16 protein-coding genes are annotated in these 21,209 nt (G+C 62.4%); 6 read left to right on the top strand and 10 right to left on the bottom strand.

Translation table 11 applies throughout. The features are described from left to right. Position 1 precedes the first annotated feature (1 nt). The 5 genes from Q9S36_RS08305 to Q9S36_RS08285 all read right to left on the bottom strand — a co-directional run bounded on the left by Q9S36_RS08305 (position 2) and on the right by Q9S36_RS08285 (position 11,919). Positions 2-430, bottom strand: a complete 429-nt coding sequence (locus tag Q9S36_RS08305) for a very short patch repair endonuclease (protein ID WP_311284706.1) — start codon at positions 428-430, stop codon at positions 2-4. A gap of 213 nt (positions 431-643) precedes the next feature. Next, on the bottom strand, positions 644-2,452 hold the full coding sequence (locus tag Q9S36_RS08300; protein ID WP_311284705.1) for a DUF1998 domain-containing protein: 1,809 nt from the start codon (positions 2,450-2,452) through the stop codon (positions 644-646). After that, the gene (locus Q9S36_RS08295) at positions 2,433-5,537 is read right to left on the bottom strand and encodes a helicase-related protein (RefSeq protein ID WP_311284704.1); all 3,105 of its coding nucleotides are present in this window, start codon (positions 5,535-5,537) and stop codon (positions 2,433-2,435) included. Before Q9S36_RS08295 ends, Q9S36_RS08300 begins: the two co-directional genes overlap by 20 nt. Before the next feature lie 80 nt (positions 5,538-5,617). Next, on the bottom strand, positions 5,618-7,138 hold the full coding sequence (locus Q9S36_RS08290) for an NERD domain-containing protein (protein ID WP_056369665.1): 1,521 nt from the start codon (positions 7,136-7,138) through the stop codon (positions 5,618-5,620). Beyond that, positions 7,135-11,919, bottom strand: coding sequence for a sacsin N-terminal ATP-binding-like domain-containing protein (locus Q9S36_RS08285; protein WP_311284703.1), 4,785 nt, complete (start codon positions 11,917-11,919; stop codon positions 7,135-7,137). The genes Q9S36_RS08290 and Q9S36_RS08285 overlap by 4 nt, the downstream gene beginning before the upstream one ends. 204 nt (positions 11,920-12,123) lie before the next feature. Between Q9S36_RS08285 and Q9S36_RS08280 the strand changes: the two genes are divergently transcribed. The 5 genes from Q9S36_RS08280 to Q9S36_RS08260 all read left to right on the top strand — a co-directional run bounded on the left by Q9S36_RS08280 (position 12,124) and on the right by Q9S36_RS08260 (position 17,223). Continuing rightward, positions 12,124-13,467: an AAA family ATPase gene (locus Q9S36_RS08280; protein ID WP_311284702.1), complete on the top strand. Its 1,344-nt coding sequence runs from the start codon at positions 12,124-12,126 to the stop codon at positions 13,465-13,467. Between the two features lie 126 nt (positions 13,468-13,593). Continuing rightward, on the top strand, positions 13,594-14,064 hold the full coding sequence (locus Q9S36_RS08275) for a hypothetical protein (protein ID WP_311284701.1): 471 nt from the start codon (positions 13,594-13,596) through the stop codon (positions 14,062-14,064). A 95-nt stretch (positions 14,065-14,159) separates the two neighbouring features. Then, a complete protein-coding gene (locus Q9S36_RS08270; RefSeq protein ID WP_311284700.1) occupies positions 14,160-14,873 on the top strand; it encodes a uracil-DNA glycosylase in 714 nt (237 codons plus the stop codon). A gap of 155 nt (positions 14,874-15,028) precedes the next feature. Further along, a complete protein-coding gene (locus Q9S36_RS08265; RefSeq protein ID WP_311284699.1) occupies positions 15,029-16,147 on the top strand; it encodes a hypothetical protein in 1,119 nt (372 codons plus the stop codon). Beyond that, complete coding sequence (locus tag Q9S36_RS08260) at positions 16,144-17,223, top strand: hypothetical protein (RefSeq protein ID WP_311284698.1); 1,080 nt, start codon at positions 16,144-16,146, stop codon at positions 17,221-17,223. Before Q9S36_RS08265 ends, Q9S36_RS08260 begins: the two co-directional genes overlap by 4 nt. Here the strand turns inward: Q9S36_RS08260 and Q9S36_RS08255 are convergent. Together Q9S36_RS08255 and Q9S36_RS08250 are read right to left on the bottom strand one after the other, a co-directional pair. Continuing rightward, entirely contained in the window at positions 17,220-18,128 is a 909-nt protein-coding gene (locus tag Q9S36_RS08255) for a DNA adenine methylase (RefSeq protein WP_311284697.1), read from the bottom strand. The two genes, Q9S36_RS08260 and Q9S36_RS08255, sit on opposite strands and share 4 nt — an antisense overlap. Positions 18,129-18,387: 259 nt before the next feature. Further along, a complete protein-coding gene (locus tag Q9S36_RS08250; protein ID WP_311284696.1) occupies positions 18,388-18,567 on the bottom strand; it encodes a helix-turn-helix domain-containing protein in 180 nt (59 codons plus the stop codon). 119 nt (positions 18,568-18,686) lie between these two features. Here Q9S36_RS08250 and Q9S36_RS08245 point away from each other — a divergent pair, with 119 nt between their 5' ends. Beyond that, a complete protein-coding gene (locus Q9S36_RS08245; protein ID WP_311284695.1) occupies positions 18,687-19,331 on the top strand; it encodes a hypothetical protein in 645 nt (214 codons plus the stop codon). Positions 19,332-19,810: 479 nt separating this feature from the next. On the opposite strand, the gene Q9S36_RS08240 is transcribed toward Q9S36_RS08245, so the two are convergent. From Q9S36_RS08240 to Q9S36_RS08230, 3 genes are all read right to left on the bottom strand, one after another. After that, positions 19,811-20,305 carry an ABC transporter substrate-binding protein gene (locus tag Q9S36_RS08240; RefSeq protein ID WP_311284694.1) on the bottom strand — a complete coding sequence of 165 codons (495 nt, stop codon included), beginning with the start codon at positions 20,303-20,305 and terminating at the stop codon, positions 19,811-19,813. An 85-nt stretch (positions 20,306-20,390) separates the two neighbouring features. Next, positions 20,391-20,672 carry a Fe-S cluster assembly protein HesB gene (locus tag Q9S36_RS08235; protein WP_311284693.1) on the bottom strand — a complete coding sequence of 94 codons (282 nt, stop codon included), beginning with the start codon at positions 20,670-20,672 and terminating at the stop codon, positions 20,391-20,393. Between the two features lie 147 nt (positions 20,673-20,819). Further along, the gene (locus Q9S36_RS08230; protein ID WP_311284692.1) at positions 20,820-21,176 is read right to left on the bottom strand and encodes an Lsr2 family protein; all 357 of its coding nucleotides are present in this window, start codon (positions 21,174-21,176) and stop codon (positions 20,820-20,822) included. Between the last annotated feature and the right edge of the window lie 33 nt (positions 21,177-21,209).

Genomic DNA, 21,209 nt, shown 5'->3' with positions numbered 1-21,209 from the left:
GCTATCGCACGCCCGGCGGGCGGGACGACTGTCGCAGGTCGGCCTCGCCGAACATACTTCGTTTCTCGTTCACCGCGTCGATGACGCGTGCGGAGGCGGCAGCGACCGATTCGTGCTCCCAGACACGTATGACCGCCCAGCCGTCGGCTTCCAGCGCCCGGGTTGTCTCCACGTCGCGAAGCCGGTTCCGCTCCAGCTTCGGCACCCAGTAGTCGGCGTTCGTCTTAGGCACCGTTCCGTGGACCGGGCATGAGTGCCAGAAGCACCCGTCGACGAAGATCGCGATGCGCAGTCGGGTGAAAACGATGTCTGCGCGTCGGCGCCGATCGGGGCCGGGGGCAAAGTCGACTCTGTATCTGTAACCAGCCGCGTGCAACTCCTTACGAAGTGCACGCTCAGGGCTCGTGTCGCGACCGCGGTTGGAGCGCATCGATCTCGCGACGCCCGGACTGCTCGCCCAGGACGGATTGGAACGGGGTGGGTTCCGTTCAGGGCGAGGATCAGAGAATGTCAACCGCCACTTCCTCGAGTTTCGCTAGCAGGGCTACGGTCTTAGTTTGTGCCCTCTTTCGAAGGAGCGCAGGGGCTGTTTCGCCAACGAAGTGTTCCTGCATCTCGAGACGTCATTGAGGCTCGTTCATGGTTAGGCCGCAGATGTTCTGACTTCCTCCAAAACCCCTTCGAGTAGGCCGGGAACGCTGCGACCGCCGAACACGAGCTGACGGTCCAGGAGCCTATTCCCTGACTCGCAGGAGGTCTCGCTAACAAGTGAGCAGCCGTGGCATGCGGACAGATTCAGACTCGAGGAACCCTGGCTGTCGCTTTCAATACACACCGGGTCGTTAGAGCAGACGTCGGCGTCGTCGAGTGCGGCCAGCAGCAACGGGACCAGCTTGTCCGGCGCTCCGAGGCGGACGAGGCCGCCGAGGGTGCCTTGCGCGTCTCCGGCAGCAGTGTAGATGAGCACGCCCGCCGTCCTGTCTGGTCTTTCGGAGCTGGCGTAGATCCGCTCCTGCAGGGAGGCCGAAGCGTACCCGCTCGCGTATGCGAGTCGCCGGACCAACAGATGAGCAATCGTGTGCAGGGCGATGAATCTTGGTTCCGGGGTTGGTAGCCGGTGAGCCCATTCGGTAGCGTTTCGGCGGCCGATTAGTGCATCAGCGCGCGCGAGTACCTCGGGGCGCCGCTCCCACTCAGCCAGGACAGCTTCATTGAATCGCAGAAAAATACCCTCACCGAACATCTCGATCGCTGGGTACACCGGCTTCCGTCGTTGATCAGGTCCGAGGTCGGCCATGATGCGCTCCGCATTCCCGTCGTGGCGTCGAAATCCGAGGAGCGCGCGCACCTCCCTGACACGACGGACTTGACCGATGGAGTCGATGCGGCCTGTCAGCGTGCTCGGCCAGTCGGGACGCGGTGAGAGATCCCACCCGTCGACGACGAAATCCGATCCGCTGTTGTCTCGCCCGCTTTGCTCGAGCTTCTTGACGAATGCCGCCCACTCTCCGTCCTTCAAGTCCATGAGTGGTTCATCGAGATCGGTTCCGTCTTGGGCGGCCACTGCGAGGACGACGTCTTTCGTGGTGTTCAGCTCGGCCGCGATCCATTCGGACACCATGTCGGACTGCGGGCCGCCGTTGTCCGACACGAGTTTGTCGAAATAGACGTGTCCGCGAATCTTGTCCGCGAGCTGGACGGATGCCGGGCGCTCCTCCGGGATGTCGAGCGCAGAGAGTCGCTCGGCGATGTAATTGCCTGTCGCTCCGCGCTGAACCGCAGCGAGAGCGTGATCGCATACGGCCGCTGTAGTCGGGTCCTGCCACGGCTGTCGACCGCTGCACCGAAGACCGTCGCGACCCAGCGCCGACTTGGCGACGAGGTCCGACAGGGATCGAGATCGTTTGCAACTCCCGCACTCGACTCGCAACGACTTCAGACCTTCACCGGACTTCGCTGATCGTACGAACCTCAGTTCCTTGTACGCGCGACAGAATCTCACAGCGTCGGTTATCCCCGAATCACTTCCGCGATGTGCCCACGTGAACCAGGGGATGTCCTGGGTGTGGCTTCCCTTTTCGCAGATCGCGATGTAGCGCATTGGCACGAGGATGCCTCCGCAGGCGCACTTATTGGTCCACTTGCCTTTATCCTTGCCCGATCGGTCCGAAAGCTTCGTGCAGCGTTCGCAAAACCGCCACTCGGGGAATCGCCAGTAGAGGAGGCTGGGGGTGCCTTTCGCAACTCTCCCCGAGTGCGTGGGTGGCTCGCGAAGCTCGCCTGCGCCAATGCGCTGTAGCAGGCGCTCGCAATGAATCTCGTGCGAGTGCTTCTTGTCCCACCACGACGTATCCGCTGCGATCAGCGACTCCCCTCTCATATCAACAATCGCACCGACGCCGAAGGGTGAAACGATCTCCGACAGACGGAGATCATGCTTGATTCGTTCCACTTGTCACCCCTTCTCTGGGCTCAACGACTTCGACCGCCACATTGGGTTCGACGGACCTCATGGAGTCGGCCACTAGAAATCCCTCACCGCCTTGACCGAACCGCTTGAGGAGTGACTCATCCTCGGACTTCGCGCGGTCATAGCGGAGAGAGAGTCCAGCCGACCGCGCATCGGACGCGCGCCGATCCCATTCCCTGAGGAGAGCCCAGACCGCGCTCCCCGTATCCGCGGCTTCCATTGGTTCTGACCGCGTGACCGCATCGACGAAGTCCGCGATGAGCGCCTCAAGGGAGGACCGCATCTGAAGGTCCGCAAGATTCAAGTTCCCCGCTGAGTCATTGCTCGCGAGAGCGGGGATCGTGTTCCTCGCTAGCGCGACAAGAGCACCGGCCAAAGAGCGCTCCCTCGACGAAAGCGACCACGGTGTAACGCTCGTGGGCTCGACGCTTCTGTACAACGCCTCGTGATAACTGCGGAATGACTCGAAATGCGATCGGTCGCGAGCGCGATTGGATCGGAACAGCGTCGTGACGATGCCGCTATTGCTGCCTCGGCCGACACGACTCGTCGCCTGGATGTACTCCGCGGTGGTTTTCGGCTGCCCCACCATCAGCATCAGGGCGAGTCGCGGGATGTCGATTCCAACCGACAGCATGTTGGAGGAGAGGACCACGTCCACGGCTTGATCTGAGGTATCCGCGCTACGAGACAACTCGCGAAGGTCGTTCGGGAGCTCCTCAGGTCCTCTTCGGGAAGTCAGTTCGAGGACTCTGTCCGCACGCACTTGGCGCAACGCGAGTCCGAGACGCTCTGCCCGTGTCTCCAGTCGGCCGTTGATGTCGTCAACGACAAGGGTGCCCGTCCGACCAAGCTCGCGAAGGCTGTTGTGGTACATCACGGCGGTCCAATAAGAATCGCGCGTCGCGCCCGATGCAGGATCGTGTTCAAGGATCGCGGGGATCTCTAGGAGCGGCGACGCCGCCGCGATGACGCCCGATGCCTGCGACAAAGATTGCGGCATCAGACCGATGAAGAGCCGGCCCATGCCCGACTTTGCAGGTTGTGAGAAGAAGGTTCGATCGTCGTCGAGACCTGCGGGAGGGTAGAGCCCCACCGGCCTACCGTAGAGACCTCTGACCTGATCCTCGGATGCGCGGATGGTCGCAGTCGAAGCGATGATCTTGGGTACGCCTCCGGCATGGCGAAGCAGCAGCTGGATCACGGCATCGAACACGGCCACGGTTGTGCCGAGCGGCCCGGATAGGAGATGCAGCTCGTCCTGAATAACGATGGAGGGCGGGCGGAAGATCGTGCCCAGTCCTAGTAGCCTTCCTGCCTCGGGCCGAAACTGGATCCGCGCGAACTTGTCCACCGTCGCGAGCAAGATGGTCGGTGGCTCTGCATACATCTCATCGTCGACGACCAACACGGGTAGGGAGCTAGAGAACTCACATTCGGCATTGGTGCAATGGATGTTGAGATCGTTGCCCGAGAACTCGAATCCGTATCGACTGCGGTTGGTATCCTTCCGTTCAGGAAGAAGCGCTGCGCGACACCACGGACAGCTCTCGACCTGGAATTGGTTCGCTTCTTCGGGACGCGCAGCATTATGCAAACGGCTGAGCGCGTCCTTCGCCTCGCTTTTCGTGCCGGGGGTAACTTCGTTCCCGACCCACAGGCCAATCGTGAACGGCGACATGAGCCTTGCTCGAGGATCAGCGTGCGGCCCACCTCGCCGCAGCAGTTCCATTGCGCAAACTAGTGCGGCTGTCCGCTGGAACTGTTGTGTGGTGAGGAGCCTCAAGGTGTATCGGGTGAGAATTGCTGTCCCACCGCCCTCCGGCCCATCCGCGATGCGCCGACGGAAGATCTCGATCGCTGACAAGCCGAGGTATGCCTCTGTCTTGCCGCCACCCGTCGGGAACCAGATCAGGTCGACCAGGTCGCGGTCTTCATGATGTTCGTCCACGGTCGACGCGAGAGCGACAAGAATGAACCCGAGTTGGAACGGTCGCCATTTTGGTTCCGGAAGTGGCCGCTCGATCGAAACTTGGTGAGCCGCGGTTTGTCTCATCTGTAGGCGCATCGCCGCCATGCCGAGGGCGAAGGCGGCGCGCAGATCCTTCTTCGACGGAGAACTGAGAAGCTCGATGCTTTGTCGCATTCGCTCGACGGCCGCCCTTGACCTGGCGACTATCCTGGCGGCGACTTGCGACTCAGTGCCGAAGGTCAGCACCCGACCTTCTTGTGTACCAACCCACTGCTCGAAGGCGTTCACGAACGCATTCAGGTTCGCAGCTACGCCAGATGTGTCTGTGTCGATCTGAGCGAGCCTGCTGAGCTGCAGAGCCTCCGACTCCGGCGCGCCCGGGGTGAATCCCGTGGTTTCTATACCGACAACGACGAGGCTCGGAACCGGTTCGAGAAATACTCGAGTTACTGCGCCGTCGACGATCTCCCAGTCCGCTGCCATCCCATGACCGACGGCGTAGACCTTTCGGTCGCGGTAGCGGAGTCGGATTTCAGCCGACTCCGAATCCACGTCGAAGGAGCGTGCTGGGTCGTATTCGAGGAACGCCCCGGCCTCCGGCGGCGTGACGCTCAGCCCGGCTTGGAAGAGCGTGAGGGGGATGTCGAGTCGGTCGTCTCCCGTGCTCTTCGCGAGGACGCGGACATGCACCGTCACTAGGAATGCGGAGCCGTACTGCCTCCACCTCGATCCCACCTCGACCGGAATCCCACCGACACTCAGCTGCCGCATTTTGGCCGTGCTTGATAGATCCAGGACTCCCGACGAAAAGTCCGTTCGCTGCCATCTAGGCGGCCCATCGTCAACGACGCGTTCGTAGGTGCCGCCTGTCAACTGGCAGTGCACGTGCGGAATGCTCGAAACGAACGACAGCGCAACGGATGATGGGCGCCAGTCCTCCGCGACGGGCCCGGTCGCTCCGTCCTCGTCGACGTCTCCGGACTGAACATCTGCATCTGTAACGGGATAGCTGTCTTCGAGCGACCCAGTGGCATCGGTGGCCTCGGATGGATAGAGCATTCCGACCGAATACTGCCTATTCGGCGGGTTGGTCATCAGCTCGCCCGGTCCTGCTTCCGGCCCGACATACGCGGCGCGGAGGTGACGAAGGGCAAGACGCTGCGCTGACGTGTATGTCACTTCTGCTCCAGGCGGCTCTTGAGGAGGACTTGCAGACGTCGCTTGTCCGCCGCAGACGCGACGATGGTCAGCGAAACCCGAGCACGCGTGACGGCGACGTAGAACGCGGCCAAGCCGGGTACGTCATACTCAGCTGGGAGGCAGCACACGACGACATGCTCTGCCTCCAGTCCTTTCGCGAAGCGTGGGCTTGTGATCGTGAATCCGCCTGCAGTGAGCGCGGGAGGATCCACTGAATCCGCTCTGATGATCCAGACGCCCGAGCGGCTCGCACCATCCGACACGAGCTCTGATGCCGCGGACTCGCCCTCCTCAACGCCCCCTGAGCCGGTTGGTGTGTGCCACCGCACTTTCTCACCATGCACTATGCCGGGGTCCCCAACGTCTGCTCCGAGGTACTCCTGCACCACGTGGACGATTGCTCGAGTGTTGCGAACGTTCAGATCCAGATCCAGCGATGTCGCCTCGGCCGCGATGAGCTCAAGCACATCTCCATCAAACGCACCGTCGATGTGAGCCTGGTTGTTCGGGTCGAGGAACATTCGCCATCGGCCGCCCGTGCGACCACCCACGAGGAGTGCGTCGATAGCGTCCATTCCGTCCGCGGTCATGAGGTCTTGTGCTTCATCGACGAACACCACGTCATATCTCGTCCCCTGAACAAGGGAATGGAACGGTATGACGTCAACGTCTCTGCCCGCGACTCGGGGCGCAAAGAAGTCGACAAGGCCAGGGGATCCGAACGTGATGAGGACGCGTCGACCTTGGTCTGATTCCTGCTTGGCGCCCTCCGCCAGGACAACGGACTTCCCGGTGCCAGCCCCTCCCTGCACCAGTACTCGCGGATTGCGTGCGAGCGATGCTAGTACGCGCGCTTGACCCTCGGTTGCGCGATTCTGTTCCTCGAGCACTGCGCCTCGCTGTGCGTCGATCACTGGGACACGGGTGAACTCGCCAAAAAGCCGGGCCCTCAAGTCAGTGATGCGCGCGAGCTTCTGATTCACGGGGGCACTTCGCGCGGCACTTACAACGTCTTGCAGCGCGTGCGCGACGCCATCGACGCTCATCCGGTCTTTCGCAACCCAATGTGTGGGACGCCACTCAACGGAGTGGGGCGGCGAGTCGATGTCCGGAGTCACGACAATGGCTTCATGGGCGAACCACCCGAGCCCCTCATCCTTCAGGATGTCTCGAAGAGCAAATGCCGCGGACTGCGCCTGCTCCATCGGAGAGGTCGCGAGTTTGTGCCAGTCGCCGCGGCGATCGACTGAGTACCAAACACCATCATGCTTCCTCACACCGCCGCCCTTGACTTCGACGACGACGACGACACCGTGGAAGAGGATGACGAAGTCGGCCTCCGCTTGTTGCTTGTATGCGTGAGAGCGAAGCCGCACCGAGTAGAACGCCACAGCGTCTGGATCTGAGTCGACTTGTCGGAGGAGCCGCGCGAGTCGGCGTTCGGCGTCGCTGTTAGCGACTCGTTCAATGTCAGCGAGGTCTGGAACGAGGATCATGCGCTCTGCTCCTCCCACAGATCTTCGTAGTCCCTGTAGCCGAGGAAGTCATTCATCGCACCCCAGTTGTCAGCAACGTCAACAATCAGACACTCCTCCTTGCCGCCGTTCTCTTTTCCACGCAACCCTCGACCAGCCATCTGGATGTAGGCGCTTGGGCTGAATGTTGGGCGTGCGATGTAGAGAGCGCGTACACCAGGGGCATCGAAACCCTGTACGAGCAGATCACAGTTGGCGAGTACGCGAATCTTGCCCTCTTGGAACTTCTGGATCACATCTCGTCGCTCCTGGCGGCCGGTCTGTCCACTGACCGAAGCCGCTTCTGTGCCGCGGTAGCGCAAGGAGGCCGCGAGTACCTGTGCTGAGAGAACGCTCGGTGTAAAGACCAATATCGGCCAATCGGGGTGCGAGCCGAGGACGCTCAGGATGTGATCGACGAGCACCCGCATTCGCTGCTCGTTGCGTCCGATCCGCTCATAGAGATTGCGGTCGATCAGACGATTTGTCTGCAGCGTGGTCTGCTCGGGCTCGCTCAGCTCCACGTTGATGCCGGAGGGGAGTACCTCGTGCCGGACCTTGGCAAGCACCCCCAAAGCGACCAATTGCCGGTAGGCATCCGACTCGAAGGCCGTTAACCGATTCGATCCGAAACGGGCGACAAGTTCTCTGGTGCCGCTCGAATCGTCCGCGCTTCCCTTGAACGGTGTTGCCGACAGACCGACGAGAGGGCGTTCCCAGCTGCGCCCGTCGACGCCGAGCCAGCTCAGGATCTTCCTGTAGCGTCCCGATCCTCCGGCGCGATGTGCCTCGTCGATGAATACGGCGGCGGGCGTGCTCAACCATGCGTAATCGTCGCGGTCCATGATGGTCGCTATCTTGGCGTCCGTTGCGACGATCACGGCGAACTCGGTGTCCGGCTCGTGGACCATGTTGGTGTCCCAGAGTCGGCCGATAGTCAGCGGACGTTCGTCGCCTAGATAGCGCCACACAGATTGGAAAGTCTGAACGGCCTGCTCGCAAAGCTCGGCAGACTGTGCGATCCAGAGGATAGTGCCGCTAAGTACTTCGTCGACGAACAGTCTCAGAACGGTTTCCGTTGCGACGCGCGTCTTGCCCGCACCGGTCGGCAGTTCGACCATTCCCTTTTGCGAGGGGCCTGCCGCCGACGGCTGGGTGAGGACCGTACGCAGGTCCTCGCTGATTTTCTTCTGAAAGGTATGAAGCTTGTTCAGCCGAACTGCACCCGCGACGACGAATTCTTCGGGGCGAGGCTGGTTTCGCTGACCCGCATACGACGACGCGAATCCCATCTTCCGCACCCACGAGATCGCCGCTGGTGAGCCCGCCCAGGTGTCGGGGACGTCTGAGTAACCCTCTTCCCGGAAACGGTCCGCAAGGGTTTTCAGGGAGTCCGACCCGTACACCGTCAGAAAGAGCTCGGACGCGGACGTGTGTTCGCCAACAAGACCCTGCGCTTCGAGCGCGGTCCATAGGCCGGTGGGTAGGGCGTCTTTCAAGTCATCTGGGCCGATGTAGAGATCCAAACGGTCGGCATCCGACTCGATCGTTCGTGCTTGCTGGCGTAGCACTTCGAGCCGATGGTCCTGGCCGGCCTGGAGAATGGCGCTCAACTGCGCGTTGTTCAGTCGCAGCTCGAACGCCTCGCTCAAGAGCGACAAGACTCGTCGGTCGTCCGCATCGGCACGGACGACGAGATCGTGACCATCAAGATGCCAGTCCAACGGCTGGTCCTCGACGCCGTCCTCGGTTGTCACACGTTTAGCGATGTGGAGCGCCCTTGCGAATCGAACGCCTGCGAGTCGTACCGAGAACTCTGTGCGTAATCCGGGATACGCGTCGAGGATCCTTTGAAGGTCCTGCTGGCCCTCGATAACCATCGAGAACGAAAAGCTCTCCTCGAATCGTCGGCAACCGACGTCGGCGACGAATTGATCTGCCTGATCCGGTGACACACGTAGGTAGGGCCGCTGCTTCGCACGCAGGAACGACTCCTGCTCGTCTGTGGTGGCGAGGTACACCGCCCCAGGTGGTCGAGACTCGATCGCGCGGTGCACCCGTGACGGAATAGAGGTGAGCGGTGCCTCGTTCTGGACGATCCTTGCTGCGATGAGAATGAACTCGGCGAGGACGTCGTCCTTCAGTGTGGCGGGATACAGATCCTGCCCCAGGGCGGTTCTCGCGACCTCGAAGGACATGGATTCGAGGTCCTCGGGAAGCCCGAGCGACTCTTCCATTGATCGCGGACCAAGGAACAGAGGGACGAGGCCGTCGTACCTCACCAGAGATGCAGAGACGGTCTGTCGGGGCGCGAGATATCCGCGGCTGGAGTTCACGATTCCCACAGCGTCCACTGCCCACCTGACCGGCGACGGAACGGCATACGAGGCTCCGGTGTCGATGTCCTCGCAGTCCCACGCGCTGTCGCCAAACTCCATGAGTCCTCGCGTCCAGAGCTCGCGAGAAGGCGCGCTCGCATCTGAATCGGCGAGCATGAGGAGGACGGAGAACGGTCCCGGCGATGAGTCACGCCTCGGGTAGAGAGTGATGCGTTCGATCGGACGATCGTCGGGGGTAAGGCGCGAGTTCAGCTCCCGCAGCACCCATTTCTCATAATCGGCGGCGGCGAACTCATCCTCGAACGGGTAGTCCGCCTGAGGCGCACGGACGACACCGAGTGCATGTGCGACCGCCGGAAAGCAACGCTCGTGATCGAGCAGCAGGTTGCCATCTGCACCGGGGAGAGTCTCATCGAGGTCGAATGTTTGCTGCGGCCATGCCCACCCGCCGCCCCTCGTGGGCACAAGAATGACTGCTTGCGGGTGAGCTGAGATGACCTTCATCGCGTCGCGCGGGTTTACACCGAGTGCGGCGTCCCAGAACTTGCCCTGTAGAGATGTATCGGCGTTCGGGGTGAGCACCGCGGTGCGAGCGTTGAGGATCGCGATTGGATCTAGATCACGGAATCCGCATTCGCGGAGCAGCTTCTCCATCTCGGCATGCGCGAGAAAGTCGGGGTCGACGAAGACGGCACCCTCGATCTCGAGGTCCTCCACCTGGTGCAGGAACACCAGATCCTTATCCTTGAGGGCCTTGGCGCCGCTCGATGTGGGAATGACTTTAGCTTCGATGACGGTCGGATTCGTCCGCCGGTCGAAACAGAAGCGCAATGCGTTGGCGGTGGAAATCAGGTGCGTTCCCTCCGCCCACTCTCGAAGCCAGGACAACATCCCGCGCTTGGGTAGAGATCTGAGAGCCATCTCGATACGGCGCGCCCGCGGCCCGGCGTCCTCGAAGAACAGGTCGGGATCGCTGCTCGCAGCGAAGACCTCGCTAAGACGGAGTACTCGCTGACTGGAGCTATAACACTTCCAGTGCGGGACATCGCCGCCGGTGTTGGGCGATTCGATCCATGCTTTGTGAACCGACTCATCGATTTTCAGATCGTCGATGACAGCGAAGTCAAGCGGAACCAGCTCAGCCGCTGATAGGAGCGTCCCCGCGCTGTCGGGTACTAATCCGCCTTGGCCAGCGAGGCGCGGCACGTCTGCGCACAGGATCGAGTCACCGTACGACCGTTCCTCCCGACCGCGAGCAGGGAGGTAGTCGAGGTGAGCCGCCGGATCCTCGGCAGTCCGGACTTGCGGGACAAGCTCGAGGAAGACTTCCGCCATCGTGGCGAGAATCTCTCGGTTGTACTCATTGCGCAGCAATGTCGTGCGATCGTCATTGACACTCCAGGGCGCATTGAAGAAACCGGTGGCTGAGGTGTTGTCCTGCAGCGGAAAATAGCTCCAGAACTGCCCAACCTGCGTACCGCGATCGTCCTTCTCCCTTAGGCCGGCTCGGCGCGGACGCAAAGGTACAGCGACGCTGATCTTGATCTCGTCTCTCGAGACCGCCTCTCCAACCTCTCGGCGTGCCGAAGGCGACGGTGCATGCATCCGGTCTCCTACGATCCACTCGTCGCCGCTGCCATCGGGTCTTTCGATCTTGAAGCGCCCGAGTCCCATGTCACGAGAGACATGGCTCGTTTCGAAGCCTTGGTGGCCAAGGACACGGAGGTGGATCTCTCTCACGGCGCCCACGAACAGTAGGAACTCCGAAGCGAAGGTCCTCATCTCGGCCTGAATGCGGTCGACGTGAAGGATGGCGGGAAGTCTGATCACCGTGGTTGCCCAGCTCGCGAGCTCCCCCAGCGTGGCATCGCGCGCGATGGATTCGCCAGCGTCAAGCAACGTTGCCGTTCTCAGCACCGGCAGGCGCCGAGCGCCTGATCCAACCTCTCGAATCGCAGTCTTCGCAATGGGCGAGTTGTACTCGAAAGACACACTCCGGCTCAGCACCTGCGGGGAGTCGGTCAGGGCGAGGACGGACTTGAATCCCAGACCAAATCGCCCGATCTCATCGCCCCGCTTCGCGCTCAAATAGGCGTGGGCCATCGCTTCAAGCCCTTGCTTCGAAAACCCTCGCCCAGAGTTGGCGCAGTACAGGGTCTTCGAGCTTGGGTCGAGCACGATCTCTACGCGACCCAGCTCGTCCGAACCGGGTGTAGTGCCAGCCATCGCATCAGCCGCGTTTTGAACCAGCTCCAGCAGGGTGCGATTCGCGTAGCCCCCAACTCGGATCGACTCCTCGAGGTTCGCGTGCTCGACGATGAGCTTTGGGTCTGCGCGATACGAACCGATGGCTCGCTCGAATTGCTCTTCGATTTCGCGGATGAGAATCGGTTCAGGCGTCCATGCCTGAGCAGTGTCGGTCACCACTTACCCCCAATAAACGGCAGTCTAGACAGCACGCTATCCGGTCAGATCCAGACTCCGGTCGAGGGCCAACGATTTTCCCCGTCGACGTGTCGAGAGCTCGCATACATCCCCAGCGGCGCAAGTGCAGAGAACAGGTTGTCGACCAGGGCCATCGAGTCGCCACACGCCCCCCTTGCCGCGACAGACCCGAATGCCGTCGACTTGGATCTGCTCGCTGCACAAGCGGTCGTCGACGCGGACGAACGGTCCACCTCATGCGGCGGAAGGTTCAGCAACTTCGACGTCCGCGCGGGCGCAATACGCGCGCTCTCCCGCACGGGCGTCGTTGCGGAGCGCGACCGGCTCGTTGGCGTGATCGCCGAGATCACGGAGCGCGCCACGGGTTCCGTCTACCGGCTCGTTGCAGATGATCCGCCGGCGCACGTCAAGGCGTTCATGGCGACTGAGACCGTACGCGCCAAGGTGCGTGTAGCCGGTCGCTTGGATGTGCTCGCCCGACCTGGTCGCTCCCTCCTGCCGGACGAGTTGCACCGGCTCGCACCGAATGCGGATCGGTCTGCGCTGGATGCGTCGCAACGCGTTGCCGCGTGCGCCATCGCCGGCACGGACGGGCTCGTAACTGTGACCGGCCCCGCCGGCGCGGGCAAGACGACGATGCTGCGCGCTGCGTTCGCGGCCCTCACGTCGCAACGGCGGCGGATGCTCGTCGTCGCCCCCACGCGGAAGGCGGCATCGGTGGCGTCTCGCGAGGTCGGGGCCGCGGCATCCAGTATTCATGCCTTGCTTTTGGACCATGGCTACCGGTGGGGCACCGACGAGGCGGGCGCGAAGGTGTGGACCAGGCTTCGCGTGGGAGAAGTCGATCCCAGCACGGGCGCCGTATACGGCGGACCAACCCACTACGTGTTGCGTTCTCGCGCTCGGATCGTCGTCGACGAAGCCGGCATGGTCGACCTGCAGACCGCGAACGTCCTCGTCGAGCTCGCGATCGAGCAGGGCGTCGGGCTGGCCTTCGTCGGTGACACGCATCAGGCGTTGCCGGTCGGACATGCGGGTGCGATGGGTTCTGCGATCCGGCACGCGAACGCGGCGGTCGAACTCGACACGGTGCACCGGTTCCGCGATCCCGACTACGCGGCGCTCACACTGCGGCTCCGGGATGCGGGTAATCGCGAGCGGGCGCTGGTGGTTGCGGCCGAGCTTGCCGAACACGGTCACGTCGACCGAGTCGACCACCACGACGCGGCGCGTGAGCGGATGGTCGACGCTTACTTCGACTGGCACGCACGCGGCAAGCGGGTGACGTTGGTATCTGGCACGAATGCTGAGGCGGATGCGATCAACGACGCCATCCAGCAACGGCGAGTAGATCAGGGCGAGCTCGTTGTCCGCGTCGCCGCGTGGGGAATCGGGCAGCAGCGCATCCTCGTCGGGGACACCGTCCAGACCCGTCGCAACGACCGGCTCACGGGAGTCGAGAATCGTGCGCTGGTTGCCGAGCGCTCAAGCGAGGGGAGGGTCGGCGGGCTATGGGGTCGCAATTAGCGCGAGTTTCGGCTTCGCCAACAGGGTCCCTCGCTCGTTGTCCCGAGGGATGGTCACGCGCACGTTGGTGCAACTTTCGCACTTTGCTGTCCGGGCGTGTCCGAGCCCTCCACTACGTTCCTCGGCATGCCGACCGGAGTGGAGGTTCTTCAGACGACTATTGCGGTTCTGTTCGTACCGGCGGTCGCGTCCGCCACTACGTGGTTGGCGCGCCGGTTCTGCAAGGAGCCACGTCTGCTGCTGCGGCTCGAGCGGCTGGCCGCGATCTACACTGATCTCCCACACGGCTCGATGCGCGATGAGTTCGCGCGGCGGGTCACTGACGCCGGCGCAGAATTGAATGCCCGGCTCGACCCACTCTCCAGGAAGGAGCGCCGCCGCAAGAGGAAGGTAATCGCGTGGCTCGTCGTTGGGTCGGCGTTCCTCGTCTTGGTCTTCCCGGGCCACGCTGCTCTGGGGCCCGCCGGCAGCAACATCGTTAGTCTCGCGCTGGGAGCTAACGCCGTGGCAGCCTTCCTCTTGATTGAGCGCGATACGCGTCGAGAACGGGCAGCAATTGATGCCGAGCAGACCAGCGAGCGCAGCGCACTTAGATGACCCGCTCCGCACGTCTGCTGGGCCCGGCGGGGAAAGGAAAGTTCTGCGGCCGCGGCACGGTTGACCGTGCGCATGGTCGACTGTACCGTCGGCGCGTGTCATTGGTCCCTGAGTTGCCACCCGAGTGGACATCGGTTCTCACTCGACCGTCGGATCCGCACTGGCTGAATCGGCTCCGCGCCGAGATCGAGACCATCTATTCGACTGCAACAGCGGCGGTTTACCCGCATGCTTCAGATGTCTTCAGAGCCTTCGAGTTGACATTGCCCGACTCGCTGCGAGTAGTGATCGTGGGCCTCGATCCATATCGGGTTCGAGACCCGGCTAAACCCAACGGCTCTGTTGCGGATGGGCTCGCCTTCTCCGCCCGGGGCCACAAACCGCCCGCCTCGTTGCAGACGATGCTTTACAACCTTTGGCAGAGCAGAGAGATCGAGCTTCCACCTGCGGAAGGTGACCTCGCACCGTGGGCCCTCGATCAAGGCGTCTTGCTCCTGAACCTCTCCTTGACCGTGCAGAGAGGTGCGCAGGACAGCGATCGGGCGGCTCAAAGGGCGCTCTATCGGGAACTGATCGAGTCCGTCCTCGAATATGCCTCAAGTCGGCAGGGCGATCCCGTCGCCTTTCTGCTGCTAGGCGAGGAAGCTAAGCGCGTGGAGGCGTCCATCGCCAACCCATTGCAGGGGCAGGTCGTAACAGCAAGGCATCCGAGCAGGTCCTGGTGGCCGAGTGCTGGCGATACCGAGTACCCCTTCACCGCGATCAACGAGTTCTTGGGGCCGGACCGGCGCGTCGATTGGCGGCTTTGACTAGCGGCATCTAGGTCCACGCGTCACCGGTGGTGGATGGTTCCAGAGGGCTCCCGGCCCAGGACGGGACTGGTCTTGTACACATACCCCGGATGCGCGGGCACGGCGAGCGGGAATACGCGAGTATGGAACGCGGACAGTCGATAGGAGTTCTCATGAGCACGGCGGACGAAGCCACACCTGTTGAGGCCGAGGCAGAGGAGTCGATCTCGGACGCCCACCGGGTCAAGGTTTCGGACCTCGTTCTGGACCGCAACAACCCTAGGCACCCTGAGCAGCCGTTCGGCTCAGACGAGGAAGCTCTCGAGTTCCTGGTCGAAGAGGCTGACGCGAACGAGCTGGTTCAGGCGATCGGCAACACGGGTTGGCTCAACTACGAGCCACTGGTGGTACTTCGCGACGGGAACGTGGTCCTCGAGGGGAATCGCCGCCTAGCTGCTCTCCGGATCCTTCGAGACCCCGCCCTCCAGCGTGAATACGGAATCACGCCTCCGAGCCCGCTGCACGCGAACGCTGTCCCCGACGAGGTACTTGCGATCAAGGTTGGTACTCCATCCCAAGCGCGAGACTTCATTGGGTTCAAGCATGTCAATGGGCCGCACAAATGGGATTCGCTGGCGAAGGCGAAATTTGCTTGGGATTGGGTGCGGGATCCATCGGGGCTTTCGCTCGATGCAATCGCGAAGCGTCTTGGCGACAGTCACAATACAGTTGCACGACTTGTCAATGCGTATATTGTGCTTCGACAAGCTCAGCGACTAGGTTTTGACATCGCCGAGCGAACGAAGTCGAGTTTCTCCTTCTCGCACCTCTACACAGCACTTCCCCGGCCCAATGTTCGTGCCTACCTCGGATTAGACGACGCCGTCACCGATCTCCTGCCAGACAATCCTGTGCCTGAGGAGCGTCATGAGTCGCTGCTGACATTCATGACGCTCCTTTACGGACAGGGCGCTCGCAAAACTGTAATTCAAAGCCAGAATCCGAACCTCAATCAGCTGGTCGACGTTCTGGGGAACCAAACGGCCACCGCGATGCTGGTGTCCGATCGGGACCTGAAAGTTGCGTACGAGCAAGTCGAGGATCGTAGTCGGCGTTTCGCAGAGCGTCTGTTCGCGTTGAACAAGGCCGCTCGTGCAGCTAGTGAAGCGGCTGGTGACTACGCCTACGATGCGGATCTCCACGAGATGGCACTCAGCGTGCAGAAGACGGTGCGGGGGATCGTCACCGCGATGACTGCAGAGAAGGACACGGCGGAAGCAGCAACCGAGTGACCAGCGCCATCTCGCCGGTCGATCGGAAGGCGACGCGTTCGCATGCGGCCGACTGGATTGAATTGAAGGCCCTCGAGTCCGCAACTGGAAGCTATCGATCGTCACAATATGTCTCAGCGCTGAGCTGGGATTCGCGTAGCGACGACGACGACGATGGGTTTGACGACGATCGGGAGGTTGCGGAGTTCGGAGGAGACCCCGAAATCATGGATGGCGAGTTCGACGACGTCCTCGAACGAGCGTCGGATGAAATTCGCTGGCGGCAGGAAGTGCTCGGCGATCTCTACCCTTTTGAGTTGTCATCATCTCGAAGGGGCTGGGTGCTTAGGCTGCGTCGCGAGCTGAGAACTCGAGCGGAAGTGCGGTTGGCGAGAACGGTCTACATTGCTTGCCTCCTACTGTCGGCGGCAAGACATGGTCGGATTCCAGGGCTAGATCCAACACTCATCGCAGTGAAGCCAGTCGCGGACGCTTTCCAACGGATGGTCTTCCTCGTTTCACCCGCCCTGCTGGGAGGCCCATCCTTCTGGATTGCATTCCCTCGACCGGAGAGCGATGACTACGGGCCGGCGCTGGAACGGCTAATCAAAGCTATCGGGAGTGGACTCCTCCGCCGTCGTAAGCCTCCGTCTCAGACAAGCAATAAGGATGGCGGCGTTGATGTGATAACCTGGCGCCCTTTTGCGGACGGACGCTCAAACATCCTCATATCCTACGGTCAGGTTGCCAGCGGTAAGAAGTGGCGAGACAAGTCGGTCAAGAATAAGCTGAAAAGCCACTTCCTCAAATGGTTTGAGGAGCACCCCGCAGGCCACTACATTCCGGCCATGTACATCCCGCACCTTATGCACGAAGAGCTTCGAGTCGGCAAGAAGGACACGTGGGAGGAGCTGCTCCAGGACGACGCACACACCTTGGAGATGCTCCTGGGAGTCGTCGTAGATCGCGTTCGAATGACGCTCTTCGTGCCGGATGCACTTCGCTTGCGGGGCGGTTGGGATGCCACCGTTGCGTCGGAGCTGCGCACCATCGCCAGGTGGGTAGGCAAAGCCAAGCGCGCCCTTGCGGCGTCTTAAGGAATCATCAGATCTCTCATGCGATCGGAGAGGACCATGAGTTCGGTCGCGACGCCCATGTTGCGCGCTGAGTAGATCAGGCTAAAAGTCTCTTGATACCTCTCTTGGTAGAGATCTCGAATTAATTGGGTGTCATCGTATGTCAGAACCCAATTCGCGGACGCGTTGCGGTTCAGGCACAGCGCAAGGAATGTGTGGTCTGCCTCCGTAAACGAGTTCAGATACAGACTCCCGCCCATCTGAACATACGGTGGATCGACGTAAAGAAATGCCTCGGAGCGCCCCGCGTATTCCTCGATCAGCGCCCGGCCATCGCGTGACGATACTGAGATCTTGTCGCGAAGTTCGTAGATACTCTTGATGCGGGAGGCGAGTCTCTCTCGATTGAAGCGAGCGTGGATCTTGTAGCGACCCGATTGCCCCTGCCCGCCGATAACTCCTGCGTTAAGTACACCAGACCGATTGGTGCGATTCAGATAGAAGAAGGAGAAGCCGAGCTCGAAAGAGTACACGCCGGCGGCGCGTCCAGAGGCGTAGATCCGTTTCTGCGCACGCCATTCCTCGAGAGCAAGCGGGACGCGTTCAACCTGTTCGACAAATCGGGGGCCTTCTTCGACTACGGCGCGCCAGAACGAGTAGACGGCGGGATCGAGGTCATTGATGACCACGCGAGCAACATGCTCCTGGAGCAGCAGAGTGATGGCTGCGCCGGCGCCGCCAGCGAAGGGCTCAACGTACGTCACCTCTTCGATGTTCGCCTTGGCGATGGCTTGCCCGAGGAAGGCTGACAGGGAGGACTTGCCGCCGGGGTAGCGCAGTGGGCTGTCATACTGCGGGCGAGTCGTCTTTACGTCGAGCACATAGCTACTTTCTGTCGTGAGGTCAAGATCGAGGTTAGTGGGCACCTGCGACGTCTGCCAGCAACGGCTCAGCTACGTCCGTCCGCCGAGGAGCACCAGCAGCGGAGCGAGTACCGGAAGCAGCAGTGCAGCCAGCGGAGCCAGCCGCAGGCCACACGACGGTCCCAGTGCTCCCCGCGCGTCGATCCCGTGACGTCATGATCTTCAGTCGCGTGCTGCATGTGACCTCCGCGACCGCGGCACTGGACCACGCCGTGCTTGCCGGCTGCCTGGACGTTGGGCTGCACCGCGCGTCGAGCCGCTGTCAGGTGTCGACGCCGAACGCGCACAGCAGCGGCACGCGGGGGATCATGCGGCGCGGACCGAGTTGGACCGTAGGGATGGTCCCGCTCTCGATGCCGAGCTTGATGGTGCGGTAGTCGACGCCGACGAGCTTCGCGGCATCCTTCATCGTCAGAGCCAGGCAATCCTGTGACCGGTTCATCGCCCTTCCCTCCTGTGAGCCAGCAGTGTCAGTCTCCCCTCGTCGCAAGGTACCACACGCGTGAGCCAAGATCGACAGTCTTCTTCGCGTATCGTCGAAGACCTGGAATAGTGGGATTCATGGCACACGTCGAGGCGTATGACTTCAGCGACGAACGCATTGACCTCGGCAGCGGGGTGACGCTCCCGAAGTCCTGGCGCGCGCGCGTGTCGGATGAGCAGGACGTGCCCGGCACGATCACCGTCCGCGTCGAGTGGGATGACACGCTCGGACGCACCGCCGTCGTCTTCGCTGCCCTCGAGCGCGAAGCGGAGGGCGTCGACATCACCAGTCAGGTGCTGCGCGAGGTGCGAACGCACTGGATCATGACGAGGTCAGCCCTTGATGTCGTCACCGTCGATGTCCGCACCGAGGATGGCGACAAGCTCGACCGCATACCGGTGCGTGATTTTCTCACTCGCGTGCGAGCGCATGAGGAGCGCGAGCCCTTGGAGTCCCTCTACGCCGCGATCTCCGTCTATCGCGTCGCGACGGCAATCAGCTATCCGCCGCTGAAGCTCGTCGCCGACACTCTCCAGATCAGCCAGAGCACCGCGACGCGCCTCATGAGTCGCGCGCGCGACTCGGGCCTGGCGCCGGAGGTCCGGATCCAGGAGCCGCGGCGGGCGCCGGCGGTAGACCCCTATAACCCGGGCAGGACATACGACCCTGCGGCGCCCCACCAGGGGCCGACTCAGCCCGGAGGCCCTTCGATCGGCCGGTGAGAGACGGGCTGGAAACGCAGCCTGTTCGGGTGATGCCGTCAAAGCACCGCTGAGGGTTGCTTGAACATGTTGCTAAATGATGGTCAGTGGTGCAAGCAGAGTGCACAAAGTCTGCGTCTCGGCGGAGCGCTCAAAACAAACTTGCCCGCAGTCGTTCGGCGCGTGGACTGTATACCCGCTTCACAACGAGAGTCTCTTGCCCGCGTTTTGGCCGCATTCCATTCGCCGCTGGCTGTTTTCGGACGTCGCTCGATGTCGCCGCGGTCTCGAAAGCCCGCGTAATTCCGCGGAAGTCGTCGTTCGATGACGCCGTGCAGAATGCTCAAAACGTGTTCGAATCCCTCCAGGGGCATCACGCTCGAAGGATGGCTCATTCGCGCACCTCCAGGGTGCTCACCGACCGGCTGGCAACCCCGGACGCAGAGAAAGGCCGGCTCCAGCTTCGCGGAGGGCCGGCCTTTCGGTCGAGGCGGCTGGATTTACAGGCCGATGCCCGTCAGCAGGCGGTTCAGCAGCGCGCTGATCGCCGTCAGGGGACCGCCGCGGTCGAGCAGCCCTGCGACAGCGCAGAGCAAGTTGCCGAGCAGGTTCCCCGCGCCGGGAACGGTGGTGATGTCGAGGTTGACCTCATCGAGTTCGACGACCAGACCCACCAGGTCGAGGTCGAGCGGGCCGAGATCGAGATCCAGAATCATGCAGGACGCATTCGCCTGAACGCTCTCGATGACGGTGGTGAACGAGGTCGCTTCGACGTCCTGGCCGTCCAGAACACCTTGAATCGTTCCGGTGAGCTGCAGGTCTCCATCCACGACACTGACGGCGAGGTCGCTGATCTCACCCACGAACCCGTCGCCGGTCACGTCGAGTGCCGAGGCGGTGACTTCCTGCACGGCCGCGGGGGAGGCGGCCGGTGGTGCGGCGGAGGCCGCGGTGGCGGGGATGATGCCGAACGCCGACGCGAGGACGATCGCCACTCCGGCGGCGGTGGTTTTGCGTCGTCGCCCTCTGGAAACCACGAAGGCCGAGCCCGCAGCGGGGTCGGCCTTCGTGAAGAGCGTGTCAGCCCTGGGTGGCGAGGGCGAACCGGACGGAACCGTCCTGCACCATCTCGGCATCCAGCACCCGGTCATCGAGTGCCTGCGCGGCGGGCGCATCGAGGAACACCCGGGCGCCGTCGGTGACGACGACGGTGTCATCGGGCTCGGGCGTCGGGGCGACGCTCAACTCGAAACCGGTCTGCGGACCGGTGTCACGGATGCGGATACCGCCGTCCTCTGCCTGCGGGACGTTGGCGACGATCGACTTCACAGCCTCAGCGGCGGTCTGGGTCAGCGTAAGCATGCTGTTCTCCTTCGGATTCGGATCGTGCGGACCGGCCACGATTCCGAGAATCCGCGCAGCATGCAACCTGTGACCCACCATCGGCACCCATTCCCACCGAATACGGAGGTTCAGGTTCCGCGCCGAAAAGGGCTCAGGAAAAGGTCGTCAGTGCGCGGCTTCGTACGCTTCGAGAACGGATGCCGGAACCCGGCCGCGCTCCGAAACGGAATGTCCATTCGCCTTGGCCCATTCGCGCACGGCGCTGTAATCCTGCTGTCCGGTGCGACGACGTTTGCGGGCGGCCGAACCGGCGCCGCCCGAGGATCCGCGAGCCGACGAAACGGACCGTGCGGCGTCGATGTAGCGACCGAGGGTCTCGCGGAATTCCGCGGCGTGCTCGGTGGTGAGGTCGATCTCGTAGGCGGTGCCGTCCAACGAGAAGGTCACGGTTTCGCCCTCTCCGATTTCGAGGACGGTGCCGTCGATGTCATCGACGAGCTGATGCACGATTCTGCGGGCCATATCGCTCACACTACGCCGAATTGTCACGAGGAA

It is taken from the genome of Microbacterium sp. ARD31 (assembly GCF_031844425.1).
The sequence above is the reverse complement of the archived record's forward strand: the minus strand, read 5'-3'. Positions and strand labels throughout refer to the sequence as shown.